16 protein-coding genes are annotated in these 14,646 nt (G+C 46.3%); 12 read left to right on the top strand and 4 right to left on the bottom strand.

Translation table 11 applies throughout. The features are described from left to right. Nucleotides 1–214 precede the first annotated feature (214 nt). From MHB72_RS17720 to MHB72_RS17705, 4 genes are all read left to right on the top strand, one after another. On the top strand, nucleotides 215–1,432 hold the full coding sequence (locus MHB72_RS17720; RefSeq protein WP_026580067.1) for an NAD(P)/FAD-dependent oxidoreductase: 1,218 nt from the start codon (nucleotides 215–217) through the stop codon (nucleotides 1,430–1,432). A gap of 189 nt (nucleotides 1,433–1,621) precedes the next feature. Further along, complete coding sequence (locus tag MHB72_RS17715; protein WP_033155022.1) at nucleotides 1,622–1,750, top strand: YuiA family protein; 129 nt, start codon at nucleotides 1,622–1,624, stop codon at nucleotides 1,748–1,750. Between the two features lie 74 nt (nucleotides 1,751–1,824). Further along, nucleotides 1,825–2,145: a YuiB family protein gene (locus MHB72_RS17710; protein WP_216919608.1), complete on the top strand. Its 321-nt coding sequence runs from the start codon at nucleotides 1,825–1,827 to the stop codon at nucleotides 2,143–2,145. 133 nt (nucleotides 2,146–2,278) lie between these two features. Continuing rightward, a complete protein-coding gene (locus MHB72_RS17705) occupies nucleotides 2,279–2,944 on the top strand; it encodes a 3D domain-containing protein (protein WP_023856175.1) in 666 nt (221 codons plus the stop codon). Between the two features lie 43 nt (nucleotides 2,945–2,987). Here MHB72_RS17705 and MHB72_RS17700 read toward each other — a convergent pair whose 3' ends face one another. Further along, on the bottom strand, nucleotides 2,988–3,464 hold the full coding sequence (locus tag MHB72_RS17700; protein ID WP_003184918.1) for a divergent PAP2 family protein: 477 nt from the start codon (nucleotides 3,462–3,464) through the stop codon (nucleotides 2,988–2,990). A 165-nt stretch (nucleotides 3,465–3,629) separates the two neighbouring features. Here MHB72_RS17700 and MHB72_RS17695 point away from each other — a divergent pair, with 165 nt between their 5' ends. Both MHB72_RS17695 and MHB72_RS17690 read left to right on the top strand, forming a co-directional pair. Further along, nucleotides 3,630–5,120 carry a leucyl aminopeptidase gene (locus MHB72_RS17695; protein ID WP_216919609.1) on the top strand — a complete coding sequence of 497 codons (1,491 nt, stop codon included), beginning with the start codon at nucleotides 3,630–3,632 and terminating at the stop codon, nucleotides 5,118–5,120. Nucleotides 5,121–5,272: 152 nt separating this feature from the next. After that, nucleotides 5,273–6,601: a Na+/H+ antiporter family protein gene (locus tag MHB72_RS17690; protein WP_025809768.1), complete on the top strand. Its 1,329-nt coding sequence runs from the start codon at nucleotides 5,273–5,275 to the stop codon at nucleotides 6,599–6,601. 78 nt (nucleotides 6,602–6,679) lie between these two features. Here MHB72_RS17690 and MHB72_RS17685 read toward each other — a convergent pair whose 3' ends face one another. After that, entirely contained in the window at nucleotides 6,680–7,276 is a 597-nt protein-coding gene (locus MHB72_RS17685) for a biotin transporter BioY (RefSeq protein WP_020452815.1), read from the bottom strand. Nucleotides 7,277–7,379: 103 nt separating this feature from the next. Here MHB72_RS17685 and MHB72_RS17680 point away from each other — a divergent pair, with 103 nt between their 5' ends. Beyond that, nucleotides 7,380–7,973, top strand: coding sequence for a sulfite oxidase-like oxidoreductase (locus tag MHB72_RS17680; RefSeq protein WP_035337616.1), 594 nt, complete (start codon nucleotides 7,380–7,382; stop codon nucleotides 7,971–7,973). 14 nt (nucleotides 7,974–7,987) lie between these two features. Next, nucleotides 7,988–8,164, top strand: a complete 177-nt coding sequence (locus MHB72_RS17675) for a hypothetical protein (RefSeq protein WP_340903473.1) — start codon at nucleotides 7,988–7,990, stop codon at nucleotides 8,162–8,164. Between the two features lie 108 nt (nucleotides 8,165–8,272). On the opposite strand, the gene ald is transcribed toward MHB72_RS17675, so the two are convergent. Beyond that, entirely contained in the window at nucleotides 8,273–9,412 is a 1,140-nt protein-coding gene (ald, locus tag MHB72_RS17670) for an alanine dehydrogenase (protein WP_105981201.1), read from the bottom strand. Nucleotides 9,413–9,522: 110 nt separating this feature from the next. Then, the gene (locus tag MHB72_RS17665; protein WP_043054456.1) at nucleotides 9,523–10,761 is read right to left on the bottom strand and encodes a PucR family transcriptional regulator; all 1,239 of its coding nucleotides are present in this window, start codon (nucleotides 10,759–10,761) and stop codon (nucleotides 9,523–9,525) included. Nucleotides 10,762–10,943: 182 nt separating this feature from the next. Between MHB72_RS17665 and MHB72_RS17660 the strand changes: the two genes are divergently transcribed. The 4 genes from MHB72_RS17660 to essB all read left to right on the top strand — a co-directional run bounded on the left by MHB72_RS17660 (nucleotide 10,944) and on the right by essB (nucleotide 14,643). Then, nucleotides 10,944–12,353, top strand: a complete 1,410-nt coding sequence (locus tag MHB72_RS17660; RefSeq protein WP_216919611.1) for an alanine/glycine:cation symporter family protein — start codon at nucleotides 10,944–10,946, stop codon at nucleotides 12,351–12,353. A 333-nt stretch (nucleotides 12,354–12,686) separates the two neighbouring features. Further along, nucleotides 12,687–12,983, top strand: a complete 297-nt coding sequence (locus tag MHB72_RS17655) for a WXG100 family type VII secretion target (protein ID WP_003184900.1) — start codon at nucleotides 12,687–12,689, stop codon at nucleotides 12,981–12,983. 80 nt (nucleotides 12,984–13,063) lie between these two features. Continuing rightward, complete coding sequence (locus MHB72_RS17650) at nucleotides 13,064–13,303, top strand: EsaB/YukD family protein (protein WP_020452810.1); 240 nt, start codon at nucleotides 13,064–13,066, stop codon at nucleotides 13,301–13,303. Nucleotides 13,304–13,317: 14 nt separating this feature from the next. After that, on the top strand, nucleotides 13,318–14,643 hold the full coding sequence (gene essB / locus MHB72_RS17645; protein ID WP_149169279.1) for a type VII secretion protein EssB: 1,326 nt from the start codon (nucleotides 13,318–13,320) through the stop codon (nucleotides 14,641–14,643). Nucleotides 14,644–14,646: the final 3 nt, after the last annotated feature.

The raw sequence follows: 14,646 nt of genomic DNA, 5'->3' as shown, positions 1-14,646 counted from the left end.
AGCAAAAGCGAGCGGCTATGATGTAGTTGTGAACATTTTGTTAAAAATTCGTGAATATTTTTCGACGCACAGCCGAAAAACATTCCGTTGTTCGGCAAATTAAAGTGAAGGGTTTCACAAACTTTTTTTCATAAAAAGCCTGAAGCCGGCAGAAGATAACCCAAAGGCTATTTTTAATCCGGCTTAGCAGTAAAATACAGAAAAGGTGGATGTGATTCCGTTGAATAAGCCAAAAGTAGTAGTATTAGGTGCAGGTTATGGTGGATTAATGACCGTTACGAGACTTGTTAAAAAAATCGGCGTCAATGAAGCGGATGTTACGCTTGTCAACAAGCACAATTATCATTATGAGACAACCTGGATGCACGAAGCGAGCGCAGGTACGCTTCATCATGACAGATGCCGCTATCAGATTAAAGACGTCATCAATACTTCCCGTGTCAATTTCGTTCAGGATACGGTAAAGAAAATCGATAAAGAAGGAAAGAAAGTCGTCCTTGAAACCGGCGAGCTTAGTTACGACTATCTTGTCGTAGCGCTGGGGGCCGTCCCTGAAACTTTCGGAATTTCTGGATTGAAAGAGTATGCTTTCTCCATTTCAAACATCAACTCGTCCCGGCAGCTTCGCGAGCACATTGAATATCAGTTTGCGACGTATAACACAGAAGCCGAGAAGCGCCCGGAACGCCTGACGATCGTTGTCGGAGGAGCGGGTTTTACCGGCATTGAATTTTTGGGCGAATTGGGCAACCGCATTCCTGAGCTGTGCCGCGAATACGATATCGATCGCCAGCAGGTTCGTTTAATATGCGTGGAAGCCGCGCCGTCCGTTCTCCCGGGCTTTGATCCGGAGCTTGTCGATTATGCGGTCAACTACCTTGAAGGAAAAGGCGTTGAATTCAAAATCGGCACGGCGGTGAAAGAATGCACGCCTGACGGAATCATCTGCGGAAAAGACGATCAGACCGAAGAAATCAAAGCAGGTACTGTCGTATGGGCCGCAGGTGTCCGCGGCAACCCGATCATAGAAGAATCAGGCTTTGAAAACATGCGCGGCCGTGTGAAGGTAAAACCTGATCTGCGCGTTGAAGGCCATGATGATATATTTGTAATCGGAGACTGCTCGCTGATCATAAATGAAGAAACCGAAAGGCCTTATCCGCCGACTGCGCAGATTTCCATGCAGCAGGGCGAAACGTGCGCAAACAATTTGGCCGCACTGATTCACGGCAAAGAAACGGAAACGTTCTCATTCGATAATAAAGGCTCTGTCGCTTCTCTCGGCGAACATGATGCAATCGGCGTCGCATTCGGGAGAAAGATGACGGGAACGACGGCGTCCATGATGAAAAAAATCATCGACAACCGCTCGCTGTTCCTGATCGGCGGGCCGGGACTTGTTCTGAAAAAAGGAAAGTTTAAATTTTTCTAAGCGGAATCGAAGCCTGCAGCGGAAGCTGCGGGCTTTTTATTCGGGGTTAAAAACTTCAAAAACGAAAGAAAAAGGAAGATAGCTTAGCTTTTAAGCGCTTACATCGAATGATCTGTTATATTTTCTGACTTTATTATTGACAATGTTCATGATATATTATCAGAAAATTAAGAAAAAGGTGAGTAACTAATGAAGACGACATCAACCCATCGCCTTGAATCAACCTGTACATTTTGTTCGGGAAAAGGCTATTTTCAGCTTCTGCTCGGTGGTTCGGAAACGTGCAACAACTGCAAGGGAACGGGAAAAGACCGCTGATCGCCGCTTTCCAATGATTGACTCAAGTTCCTTCCCCAATGTACACTAAAAGAGGTGAATTGGGGGTGGAGGCTTTGATTAGTTTACCAGTTGTCATCATTTCAGTTGTCTTATTTTTCGTCCTGTTTTTCGGCATCGGTTTTCTGCTGAATATGCTGCTCAGGATGTCATGGATCATGGCTGTCATTTATCCAATTGTATGCCTTTTCATTGTGAATAAAGAAAAGCTGATTCGCTATGTAGAGGCGCCGGGAGAGGCATTTTCCGGCCTTTTTGACAGAGTGACTTCATTGGCAGCTGCCGATATCATCATTTTAGCCAGCGGAATGGCCGGAGCCCTGTTGTCGGGTGTTACGATTAAAGCGTTGCGAAAAAGGGGATATCAAATGTTTTAAGCCTTCTTCTTCAAGGGAGAGGGTTTTTTGAATTTAATTTTTTCACTTTTCTTAAAATTTTTCCGCCATCTGAATATTTCTGTTTCCGCTTGGAAACAACTAGATGGTGAGAGGAGTGGAAGATTTGAGAAAAGTGATGACAATGTTCCGGCGTTTCTTGATGACAGTTTTGTTTGTCTTTGCTTTTATGACGACCTTCTTTGCCGTTTCAGGCGTGGAAGCACAGGACATATCCAGCTGGGCGAAAGAACGCGATCTGTCCTTGAAACAGCTGATGCTCACCTTTAAATCACTTCCGAAAGAAAAAGCGGAAAAAACGTCTCTGTCTGCCGCAGAACAAATTAAAAACAAACCGAAATCGCTTGAAGATGCCTTTGACTGGACCAAGTATCCGAAGCAAAAAGTCACCGCGACCGGATATACAGCAGGGGCGGAATCGACGGGAAAACAGCCTCATCATCCAGATTACGGGATTACATATTCGGGAGTCAAAGTTAAAAGAGATTTATATTCAACCGTTGCTGCCGACCCGTCGGTCTTTCCGATCGGCACCATATTGTTCATACCGGACTACGGCTATGGCGTTGTTGCGGACACCGGATCAGCCATCAAAGGGAACCGGCTTGATTTGTACTATGAGACGGTTGAAGATGTTTATAAAGAGTGGGGCAAAAAAACACTTGATGTGTATGTCATTAAAAAAGGAAACGGCACCATTACCGAAGAGGATCTCCTGAAACTGAATGAAAATAAATCGATGCAAGTATTCAGACAAAAATATAAAATGGCGAAAGAATAAGAAAAAACGTTTAAGACCGTTGCGTCTTAAACGTTTTTTTGCTCTACATCAATAAGTAATCGAGAAGCAGCGTCAGGGCAATGCCGGTCAAACCGCCGAAAAAAACTTCAATCGGCTGATGGCCGAGCAGTTCCTTCAGCTTCTTCTGTTTTTCTTCCTGATGGCTTTTAGGGAAATCTTTCGCTTCGTTGACAAAGCGGTTAAAATCGCGGACAAGCCGGTTGATCACTGTTGCTTGTTCTCCGGCATGTCTTCTCACTCCGGTTGCATCAAACATCGTAATAACGGCAAATATTGCGGAAACGGCGAACAAAGAAGAATCCATCCCGTGATCAAGAGCCACGCCGGTTGAAAGCGCCGTAACGGCTGCTGAGTGTGAGCTCGGCATTCCGCCAGTGCTTGTGACGAGCCGCCAATCCCATTTTTTCGAGACGACAAAGTAAATGGGCACCTTGATAAACTGAGCGAAAAAGATCGCGGCAAAGCTCGCCAGTAAAGGAAAGTTTGTGAGGATTTCCATTTTGCAGAACATCCTTTCTATAAAGAAAATAGAGATGAATTCAAAAAAGCACTCAGTTATTTGCTAAAATATATAATATGAAACCCCATCGGGAAAAAATGTTTTTCCTATTATAACATTGTTGTTTCAATTTTACTCACTTTGCTGATAAGGAGCTGTGAACGCATGTTTTATGCCTTTAAAGACTTCGAAAAAAAAGAAACGCTTTTAATCGGACTGTTTAAAAAAAGCCAGCTGTACGGGAAGGCGGAAGAAATCGACCGCCTTTTGGACGGCCAGCTTTCTCAGCTGCTGAAAGACGGGGATGTATCTTCCAAAAAAACGAAAGTGTCTAAAATATTTACCCCTTCCCTTCAGGGAGTCAAACGCATCTATATCGTCGGATTGGGCCGTGAAGCGGAATTTACCTTCGAGGATGCGAAACAGTGCTTTGCCGAAGCTGTTCAGCAGATTCACAAAGATCGAAAGCAGGAGTTAACCGTCATGCTCGACAGCTTCGTATCTGAAGAGGTACCAGCCGCTGACGCCGCGCATGCATTGGCTGAATCGTGCATGCTGTCATGCTATGAAGTGCAGGATTACAAGCACAGAGCAAATGTACCTGATCAATGCCTGCGAAGCGTCTATGTTTTGACAGACCATGACCTGAAGGAAATTCAGGCGAGTCTGCATGTCGGGCAGGTGTACGGAAATGCGACGAATTCGGCGAGAACCCTCGTGAACATGCCGGGGAACATGCTGACAGCGGCGGATCTCGCATCATACGCCGCTGAATTGGCAGCAAAATACGAATTTGAATGTGAAATTCTCGAAAAGGCTGAAATGGAAGAGCTCGGGATGGGCGGTCTCCTCGCGGTCAACCAAGGATCAGAAGAGCCGCCGAAAATGATCGTCTTAAAATATCAGGGAAAGGAAGCATGGGATGATGTCATCGGTTTAGTCGGCAAAGGGATCACGTTTGATACCGGCGGCTATTCGATTAAGACGAAGAGCGGCATTGTCGGCATGAAGTCAGATATGGGCGGAGCCGCCAGCGTTTTGGGAGCGATGGAAGCGATCGGTGAATTAAGGCCGGAACAAAACGTGCTTGCCGTGATCCCATCGACTGATAACATGATTTCGGGAAGCGCAATGAAGCCGGACGATGTTATCGTTTCCTTGAGCGGCAAGACGATTGAGATCTTGAATACGGACGCCGAAGGAAGGCTGGCGCTCGCTGACGGACTGACATATGCAAAGCACCACGGAGCCTCCGTGTTGATCGATGTCGCGACACTGACCGGAGGTGTCGTCGTAGCTCTGGGAACGGAAACGACAGGCGCGATGACAAATCATGATCCGCTTTATCAGCAGGTGAGACAGGCGGCTGAAGAAGCGGGAGAAGCGATTTGGCAGCTTCCGATTACAGAAAAAGACAAAAAAAGAGTAAAAAACAGCCAAATGGCCGACCTTAACAATTCACCGGGCAGGGAAGGCCATGCGATTATGGCCGGAACGTTCCTCGGTGAATTCGCCGAGCGGACGCCATGGGTTCACCTTGACATCGCCGGAACGGCAACGACATCTCAAAGTTCATGCTTTGGACCGAAAGGCGGAACGGGCGTGATGGTAAGGACGCTTGTCACGTTTGTCGAGCGGTTTTCGGATCAATTGTAGGTTTTTATCCCCTTTGACAGAAGGGGATTTTTTTTATGAAAAATACAGAGGAGCCTCATTGACGCATTCATAAAACATGTGGTAATATACGTTCATTACTTTAATTATCTACTACATTAGCAAACTAAAGCGTTTGTTCGGAGGTTTCAAATATGAATGCAGTTGTGATTGCTGTTATTGTCATGCTTATATTAAGCCTGCTGCGAGTCAATGTTGTTCTTGCCTTGATTGTGGGCGCTCTTGCAGGAGGTCTGACGGGCGGTCTCGGTCTCGGCCAGACGGTCAGCGTATTCACGGAAGGACTCGGCGGGAACGCAACCGTCGCTGTCAGCTACGCGCTCCTCGGCGCATTTGCGGTCGCTTTGACGAAAACGGGTCTTCCGGATGCCATGGTTGAAGCTGCTGTCAAGCTGATCGGCAAAGAAGGCGATACAAGGCGCAAAACCCTTTCAAAAGCGCTGATCGTCTTCGTGATTTTAATCATTTCTTGTATGTCTCAAAATATCGTTCCGGTTCATATCGCATTTATCCCTGTTTTAATACCGCCGCTATTGAAAATTTTGAATGAGCTGCAAGTGGACCGCCGCCTGATTGCGTGTGCGATGACATTCGGATTGACAGCTCCGTATGTTTTGCTTCCCGTCGGCTTCGGTCAGATTTTCCAGGGGATTTTGAAAGACAATATGAAAGATGCCGGCCTTTCGGTCACATTGGCTGATATTCCGATCGCCATGATCATCCCGATCGCCGGGATGATTGCCGGTTTGGCTGCTGCTGCTTTTGTGTACCGCAAACCGCGCACGTACGAAATGAAGGAAATCGCCGGTCAAAAATCGGCGGCTTATACGAAAAAAAGCCTTTCGATTGCCGCTTTGGCCATCGCTGTATCACTAAGCGTACAGCTTTATTTGTCTCAAAGTTTAGACGTCGACGGAATGATCTTCGGCGCGCTCAGCGGTTTGGCGGTCTTGTTTTTAAGCGGAGCGATGAAGCGCGGCGAAGCGGACGAATTGATCACAAACGGCATGAACATGATGGCGTTTATCGGATTTGTGATGCTGGCCGCAGCCGGTTTTGCCAATGTGCTTGAGAAAACGGGCGATGTCAAAGCTCTTGTTGAAGCGTCAACAGGTTTCATCAGCAATAATCAAGTGATCGGCGCATTGCTGATGCTGATTGTCGGTTTATTGATCACAATGGGGATCGGTTCATCATTTGCGACGATTCCGATTATCGCAACGATATTTGTGCCGCTTTGCATGCAGCTTGGCTTCAGTCCGATGGCGACCATCGCCATTATCGGGACGGCGGCGGCTCTCGGGGACGCCGGTTCACCTGCGAGCGACAGCACGCTTGGCCCGACATCAGGCTTAAATGCGGACGGACAGCACCACCACATTTGGGATACTTGTGTTCCGACATTCATCTTTTATAATATTCCGCTGATTTTGTTTGGCTGGATCGCGGCGATTGTTCTTTAAAAAAATTCCCCTCACTTTGAGGGGAATTTTTTTCTATGTTTGTTAAAATAAAAAGAGAACCGCACCGCCTGCTCTTAATTAATAGGTCGGGTTTCTTCTGAAGCCTGCGCCTTTTTGAACCGCCCGGAAAACCTTTGAGGCGAGCGCGGCAAGCAGAACGGAGAATGCCAAGTCTTTCACGAAGAACCAGGTCATCATCTTCCAAACGGCTGAATAAGACAACGGTGTATTGAGCCAAGTTGAAAACGCGAGATACGTATAATTGACGCCAATCAGATAAATGATTAGTGTACCGATCAATGAAGCTGTGAAAAAGTGGCCTGTTCTCGGTTCTGATACTTTGTCCGTGATCCAGCCCGCGGCATATGCGGCAGGAATGTAGGATAGAATAAATCCGGCGCTTCCTTTGAAAAGAACGGAAATACCGCCTGAAAAAGAAGCGAATACGGGAGCGCCTACAAAGCCGACTAACGCATAAACGATCATGGACAGCGCACCTAATTTGCGGCCGAGCAGAAGCCCCGCAAGCAGACAGAAGAAAGGCTGCATCGTAAGCGGAATACCGCCGATTTGCAGAAACGGGGCAAACGAAGTGATATTAGCGCCGATCCCCATGAGGGCGGCAAACATTCCGACAAGCGCCATATCAGCGGCGCGAAGTTTCTTTTTATTCATGATCTTTGTTCCTCCTCAGTGATTCAACACAACCTTATCGTAAGAGATCGTAAAATAGTTTGTCAACCACTTTTTAAACAAAGTTAACAAAGGGGGTTCTTTCGTGTTTTTTGGAAAAACAAAACCGCACAAGTCCGACAGGGTGCCTCCAAACCAAAATGTCACGACATCTTTTCCTGTTCTTCATGCAGGCGATGTTCCGGAATACAAAGACCTCTCAAAATGGAATTTGCAAGTCTACGGACTTGTCGAACAGCCGCTCCTGCTGTCTTTGAATGATCTGCATGACATGCCGCAGAGCGAAGTGTCCAATGATATTCATTGTGTAACAGGCTGGTCCAGGCTCGATAATGTCTGGGAAGGGATCAAAACAAAGGAGATCGCTGAAAGAGTAAAGCCGCTTCCCGAAGCCAAATTTGTCATCTTGCATGCAGAGGAAGGCTGGACGACGAATGTTCCGCTCGAAGACTTTTTAAAGGATTCGTCTCTTTTGGCTCATTCCCACAACGGCGCCCCGCTCACACCGGAGCACGGTTTTCCGCTAAGAGCGGTCATGCCGCATCTGTATTTTTGGAAAAGCGCCAAATGGCTGAGGGGCATTCAGTTTACAAAGGAAAACCATCCGGGCTTTTGGGAGAAAAACGGGTACCATATGAGGGGAAATCCTTGGAAAGAAGAAAGGTACAGCTTTGATTAGCGGGGGAGGATGAAATGTTTTTCGTACAGCTGCTCATATTTTGCATGCTGACCGTATGTTTTTGGCTTTTGATCGCATCATTCAAGAAAAAGGCTTTTGCTGTTTTATTAGCGCTGACAGCTGCGGCGGTTTTGCCGCAGCCGGCGATGCCTCAGACAGGACGCTGTGGAGAATTGTTCTGTTTGCGGTGATCCCTGTTTCTGTGATTACCGCAAAATTGATTCAGGATCGGCGGAAAACGGAATAAAAGAAAAAGACAGAGTCTCGGAGCTGTTTCCCGAGGCTCTGTCTTTTTGATGCTATGCACCGGTGGCTGACGACGAATTTTCGATCGCAAGCTCTGCCGGAACGTAATCATAGTTTAAGTCTCTGGCTACGGCTTCATAAGTGATATGGCCGTTTGCTGTGTTTACGCCGGCTTTTAGCGCACGGTTTTCAAGTATCGCTTTTTCCGCGCCCTTATTTGCGATTTCAAGCGCGTACGGAACCGTTACATTCGTCAGTGCGACTGTGGATGTCCGCGGAACGGCCCCGGGCATGTTGGCAACGGCGTAATGGACGATTCCGTGTTTGACATAGGTCGGATTGTCGTGGGTTGTGATGTGATCCACCGTCTCGACGATGCCGCCTTGATCGATTGCGACGTCAACGATCACCGAGCCCGGTTTCATCTGTTTGACCATCTCTTCTGTCACTAAAGTCGGCGCTTTGGCACCCGGGATCAGCACCGCGCAGATGAGGAGATCGGCTTCAGCGACGGCATCAGCGATGTTGACCGGATTGGACATCAAAGTTTTGATTTGGTTGCCGAATTGATCATCAAGCTGGCGCAGACGTTCCGCGCTTAAATCGATCATCGTCACGTCGGCTCCCAGACCCGCCGCGATTTTTGCCGCATTTGTGCCGACAACGCCTCCGCCGATAATCGTCACTTTCCCGCGCGCGACTCCTGGTACCCCGGCCAATAGTATGCCTTTTCCGCCTTTCGGCTTTTCAAGGAACTGGGCGCCGATTTGAGCGGCCATCCGCCCGGCTACCTCTGACATCGGCGTTAGCAAAGGAAGGGAGCGGCCGTCGCTGACCGTTTCATAGGCAATGGCTGTCACGCCTTTTTGCTTTAATGCTTCAGCCAGGGAAGGCTCTGCGGCCAGATGCAGATAAGTGAACAAGATAAGCCCTTCTCTAAAATACGGATATTCTTCAGGAAGCGGCTCTTTGACTTTCATCACCATATCAGCTGCTTCCCAGACGGCTTTCGCCTGTTCTGAGATCTCCGCTCCTACAGAGACGTAATCTTCATTTTCAAACCCGCTTCCAGCCCCCGCGTCTTTTTCGATGATGACGCGGTGTCCTGCCGCGATCAGTTGAGAAGCTGCACCGGGAGTCAAGGCAACACGGTTTTCATTGTTTTTGATTTCTTTCGGTACGCCGATAATCATCCCATCATTCCTCCTTTTTCTGTAAAAATGCTGTTGTTTTAGTTTATACTGACTTTTTAGAATTTTCTTTGTTTGAATCGAAAAATAAAAAAACATGCATTTGTGGAATTTCACAAATGCATGTTACGAAGCTTGATTTCCAGATAAATCGTAAATTTTTCATTGATGTTTTTTAAATCGATTTCGGCGATTTTACTGATGCGCTTCAGCCTGTAGTTCAGCGTGTTGACGTGAATGTTCAGCTTTTTGGCGGCGGTGTTGACGTTGCTGTCGCATTCGATAAACTGCTCAAGCGTCTCGACAAGATTGGAGTGGTGCTCCTTGTCATATGCTTCAAGCTGCATTAAAGAATAGTTTGGATAGCTTGCGTGTTTTCGTTTTTCGCTGAGCACGTCGAGATACTGATAGATGCCGAGTTCTGAAAAGCTGACGAGCTGCCTTGTTTCTTCGGGAAAACGCTCCTTGACCTTCAGCGCCGAGAGCGCTTCCTGATAAGACTGGTGTACAAGGGTGATCAAGCTGTACATTCCGCCGATCGCAATCGTGCAGTTGTTCAGTTTATAGCGCTCTTCAAGCTGCTTTTGTATATTCGCGGCAAATTGCTTTAAATCATTGAACGGCTGTCCCTTTTGCCCCGTTTTTGGCGAAGCGAGGACAATCAGTTCATTATAATCGATTGTAGCCAGAAGAATTTGCACCTGCTGCGTCGTCTCCAGCAAGTAGTGGAGCTGTTTTTCGGTTTTTTCTTCGATTTCGTCTTTCAGCCGGATGATGATGACCGAGTAAGTTGAAGGTACCCCGATACCAAGCTGATGAAAGCCGTCGGAGATCTCCTGATCTTCCGAAATATGCCCGGTCAAGAGCTTCCAGAAAAATTCCTGGCTGCGCTGTTCATTTTTTCTTTTTCGGACTTGATAAGGCAGCAGCTTGTTTTTGACGGAATCCGCAGCCAGCTTCAAAAGATGAAGCTCGTTTTCCGACAGCGTTTTTTGGCTTTCCAGCGCCCAGATAAAACCGATAACCTCGCTGTTTTTCCAGATTGATATCGCCACGCGGCTCGACAAGCCGACTTCATCGATTTGCTCGACCCTGATCGGTTCGTCGGTTTTCATCAAGGCGGGAATCGTTCCATCTTTCCAAAGCTTGTTGATGACCTTTTCCGGCACGCGTCTTCCGATGATCGTTGACGTTCTCGCCGGGTCCGTGTAGTCGCTGTGGGTGCTGTAAGCAAGGAGACGGTGGTTGATGTCTTCTATTGTAATCGGACAGTCCAGCACCTCGCTGATATGATCTGCCACATCTTCTAAACGGTCATATTGATATTTAAAAGGATTGTTTCGATTGTTCATAAAAAAACCCCTACTTTTATGTTTGCATGAAAAAATTTTGACATATACCCATCTTACTTTTATTATGAATATAGTTGTTTGTTAAAATCAACAAAAAAGTCGCTGACGATTTATTATTTTTCATAAACGTAGCGATGTATTACACCAAATTTAATTATTCTGAAATAAGAGGAGTAGGAACATTGGCGATTCTAGAGAAAATCAACGGCTTTTTATGGGGAGTCCCGGGCATCATTCTGCTTGTGGGAACCGGTTTATTTTTGACGTTCATCCTGCGGGGGCTTCAATTTAAAAGATTGATATATGCATTCAAACTTGCATTCGGGAAAGAGAAAGAATCAGCCGGAGCAGACGGTGATGTCAGCAATTTCAAGGCGCTGATGACGACGCTTGCCGGAACGATCGGAAACGGGAATATTGCCGGTGTAGCCACGGCGATTACGGTTGGAGGTCCGGGGGCTTTGTTTTGGATGTGGCTCGTCGGTCTTTTAGGGATGGCTACGAAATACAGCGAAGCATTGCTCGCCACGAAATACCGCGTCAAAAATGAGCGGGGCGAATATTCGGGCGGACCGATGTACTATGTCGAAAAAGGGCTCGGGAAGAAGTGGAAGCCGCTTGCCGTTTTATTTGCATTGTCAGGTGTGCTTGCCTCTTTTGGAATCGGGGATTCCGTCCAGTCCAACACGATTTCGGAAGTCGTCACACACAGCTTCGGAATTCCAGGCTGGATCATCGGTCTTGTGCTCGCGATATTGACAGCCGCGATCATCTTCGGCGGTTTTCAGCGTGTCAGCACGGTTGCGAGCATTTTCGTGCCGGTCATGGCGATTCTTTATATCGGCGGCTCACTGATCATTATTTTCCTTCATTATGATCAAATCATTCCGGCGTTTCAGCTGATTTTTTATCACGCCTTCAATCCGGTGTCAGCCGCTGGGGGCTTTACAGGTGTAGTCGTGTCTGAGGCGATCAGAAACGGCATGTCGAAAGGAATCTTTTCAAATGAAGCGGGTCTTGGTACCGCTGCTTTGATCGCAGGAAACGCGAAATCCGATCACCCCGTCAAGGCTGCTTTGGTTGCGATGACGGGAACATTCATCGTCACATTGATCGTATGTACAATGACCGGGCTCGTCCTCATTATTACGGGATTTTGGGATCCTTCAGGCGGTCTGCTTTCTGGTGTTGCCCACGATACATCGCTTGACGCCGGCGCGCTGACAAACGCCGCGTTTGCTTCTTCGCTCGGAGCCGCGGGTAAATACATTGTGACGTTTTCAGTTATTTTCTTCGGCTATTCAACCATTGTCGGTTGGTATGTATATGGAGAAAAATGTCTGGAATATTTAGTTGGTTTAAAATGGGTGCCGGTTTACCGTGTCGTTTATGTCATCGCTGCATATTACGGTGCAGTCGCAAGCCTCAATACTGTATGGGCTTTTGCCGACATGGCGAACGCATTAATGATGCTCCCGAACTTAATCGCCCTTGTGCTCTTATGGAAAGTCATTCGGGCGGAAACTGACGATTTCTTTTTGCACCATTATAATAAGGAAAAACAAAAATCAGCCGGCTTGAAAGCGGGCTGATCGAGACAAGCCTGCCTCTCTTAGAGGCGGGCTTTTTTTGCGCTTATACAATCCTTCCTTTATCCTATGGAAACGGTTCAGACTCAAGTGGGTACACAGAACCATGCCATTTGATTCAAATGTTACGAGAGAAGAAAATTGAGATAATTTTACTAGATTTCTATAATTTTTGCTGGGTGGAAATAGAGGAATGATAAACCTTTAGACTCATTTTGTAAAATAACAACAGATTTGTTTGACTGTGCCTCAATCTTGTTTTTATAATAAAAGCGTTCAAAAAAATAAGTTATTTAGCCCATATCTAGGGCGAATAGCGCAGGAGGTATAAGGAATATGTCAGGAATCATTCGTGTTACGCCGGCTGAATTGCGGCAAATGGCTGACAGATATCAAAAAGAAAGCGGAGATGTGACTGAACAGGTCAATCAGCGCCTTGATCAAATGATCAACCAGCTTCAAGATATGTGGGAAGGTGAATCAAGCCGTGCGTTCTCAGAGCAATATCAAGAGCTAAGACCTTCTTTTATTAAAATGGCTGAACTTCTAAGCGACGTTTCTAAACAACTTCATCAGACTGCTAACACTCTTGAAAGCACTGACCAAGACATCGCTAGCCAAATCCGCGGCTAATTTACAGATTAGAAGAATGAGAGAAGCGCCTAATTCAAAAGAAGATGACGGCGCTTTTTCTATTGAGAGGTGATGAACTGGTGTATGTTGACATTACCATCGATTTAAAACATTACGACGGCAGCGCCTTTGACCTCAGACTGTCAGATTACCATTCTGTTAAAAAGGTAATCGACATCGCGTGGCAAGCCAAAAGCATACCGGTACCTCCCCGGGAAGGCTACTGGGTAAGGGTGACAAATAAAGATGCCGTTTTTTCAGGCGAATATACATTATCGCAATGCGGAATTACGACAGGTGACCGACTGGAAATTTTATGAAAGGATCTGGGTGAATGGCAGAGAAAAAGAAAACGTATCTCGAAGACCAATTAGAGGCCGTCATGACGAAAGAAGACGGTGCATATATCTTTCGTTTTCAAAGAGAAAAGATCAATCTTGTGAACGGCTTGGAAGCAAACGTCATCAAAGAAGTCGATCCTTCCTTTAATAAAGAAACCGTCATGACCGATGATGAAGTCCAAATTTTGATTCAGCCTCCTTCCGAATATAAAGAATTTCGTTATATAAAAGGAAAAAATAAAAAAAGCAAATGGCTTTTTGCGTACCAGCTCGTGAAAGCCGTTGAAGAACATTCAATTAAAAGGCTGCACCTGATCGCTGCGCCTGAAAACATTGTTTTTGACAAAGGATTAACACCTAAATTTTTACATTATGGAGTGAAAGAAAGCATTCCGCCATATGAACACGACGAAGAAAGACTTTTCAATGAAGTGAAAGCCGCCGCTGCGCTTGCTGTCGATGGGCAGTTTACCTTTGAAGAGTATTTAAAATACAGCGAAACCATCAAGTTTTCAGACCAGGTAAAAGACATCATCACAAGCGGGACGTACGGCGATTTGAAAGCCGTCATTCAAAAGAGGATCGATGAACTGGATGCCGAAGAAAAAACGCTTGTCCATCTTCCGAAGAAGAAATGGAAGATTCAAAGGTACATAGGGTTAGGACTTATTTTATGCTTAATACCGGCTGTTTTATTTTCCTTCTACTCATTATTCTTTGCACAACCGAAACAGCAGGCGTTTATCGAAAGCAACCGCTACTTCTTAAATAAACAGTACAGCAAAGTCATCAGTACGCTTGATAAATATGATGCCGGCGAGATGCCTGATTCTGTTCAATATCAGCTGGCTTATTCGTATGTGCTTGTTGAGAGCGCATTGAAGGAATTGGACTGGCAGGAAGATGCTTTAAAAAGCCTGACGCTCCAAGTCGATCCGAATAATTTCCTTTACTGGATTCAGATCGGACGGGGGGATAATAAGGGGGCTCTTGAGACAGGCCGGAAACTGGAAAACGACCTTCAAATTATCTACGCAATCACAAAATATATGAGTGAAATAAAAGCGGATGACCAAATGTCGAGCGATGAGAGAGAAAAGCTCCTGGAGCCGCTGCAAAAGGAATTTGACGAATTATATAAGACATTGGAACAAAATAAAAAAGAGCAGAAGAATACTGATGAAAACCAGCAGGCAAACACCGAGCAAAGCCAGGCGGACGTAGAAGCCGCAAAGGCTGAAAAGGAGAAAGCCGAGCAAGAGCAGGCGAAAAAAGAAAATAAAGAAAAGGAAGACAAAAAGAAAAAAGATGATAAATAAAAG

Origin of the sequence: Bacillus sp. FSL K6-1284, from assembly GCF_038002625.1 — a bacterium.
In the GTDB taxonomy this organism is placed as follows: Bacteria; Bacillota; Bacilli; order Bacillales; family Bacillaceae; genus Bacillus; species Bacillus paralicheniformis.
The sequence above is the reverse complement of the archived record's forward strand: the minus strand, read 5'-3'. Positions and strand labels throughout refer to the sequence as shown.

What these genes read in the sequence shown, in the direction of transcription:
- MHB72_RS17715 (WP_033155022.1), top strand. Translation starts at nt 1,622, where the DNA reads ATGAAGACGACATCAACCCATCGCCTTGAATCAACCTGTACATTTTGT.
- MHB72_RS17700 (WP_003184918.1), bottom strand. Translation starts at nt 3,464, where the DNA reads ATGGAAATCCTCACAAACTTTCCTTTACTGGCGAGCTTTGCCGCGATC.
- MHB72_RS17695 (WP_216919609.1), top strand. Translation starts at nt 3,630, where the DNA reads ATGTTTTATGCCTTTAAAGACTTCGAAAAAAAAGAAACGCTTTTAATC.
- MHB72_RS17690 (WP_025809768.1), top strand. Translation starts at nt 5,273, where the DNA reads ATGAATGCAGTTGTGATTGCTGTTATTGTCATGCTTATATTAAGCCTG.
- MHB72_RS17685 (WP_020452815.1), bottom strand. Translation starts at nt 7,276, where the DNA reads ATGAATAAAAAGAAACTTCGCGCCGCTGATATGGCGCTTGTCGGAATG.
- MHB72_RS17675 (WP_340903473.1), top strand. Translation starts at nt 7,988, where the DNA reads ATGTTTTTCGTACAGCTGCTCATATTTTGCATGCTGACCGTATGTTTT.
- ald (WP_105981201.1), bottom strand. Translation starts at nt 9,412, where the DNA reads ATGATTATCGGCGTACCGAAAGAAATCAAAAACAATGAAAACCGTGTT.
- MHB72_RS17665 (WP_043054456.1), bottom strand. Translation starts at nt 10,761, where the DNA reads ATGAACAATCGAAACAATCCTTTTAAATATCAATATGACCGTTTAGAA.
- MHB72_RS17655 (WP_003184900.1), top strand. Translation starts at nt 12,687, where the DNA reads ATGTCAGGAATCATTCGTGTTACGCCGGCTGAATTGCGGCAAATGGCT.
- essB (WP_149169279.1), top strand. Translation starts at nt 13,318, where the DNA reads ATGGCAGAGAAAAAGAAAACGTATCTCGAAGACCAATTAGAGGCCGTC.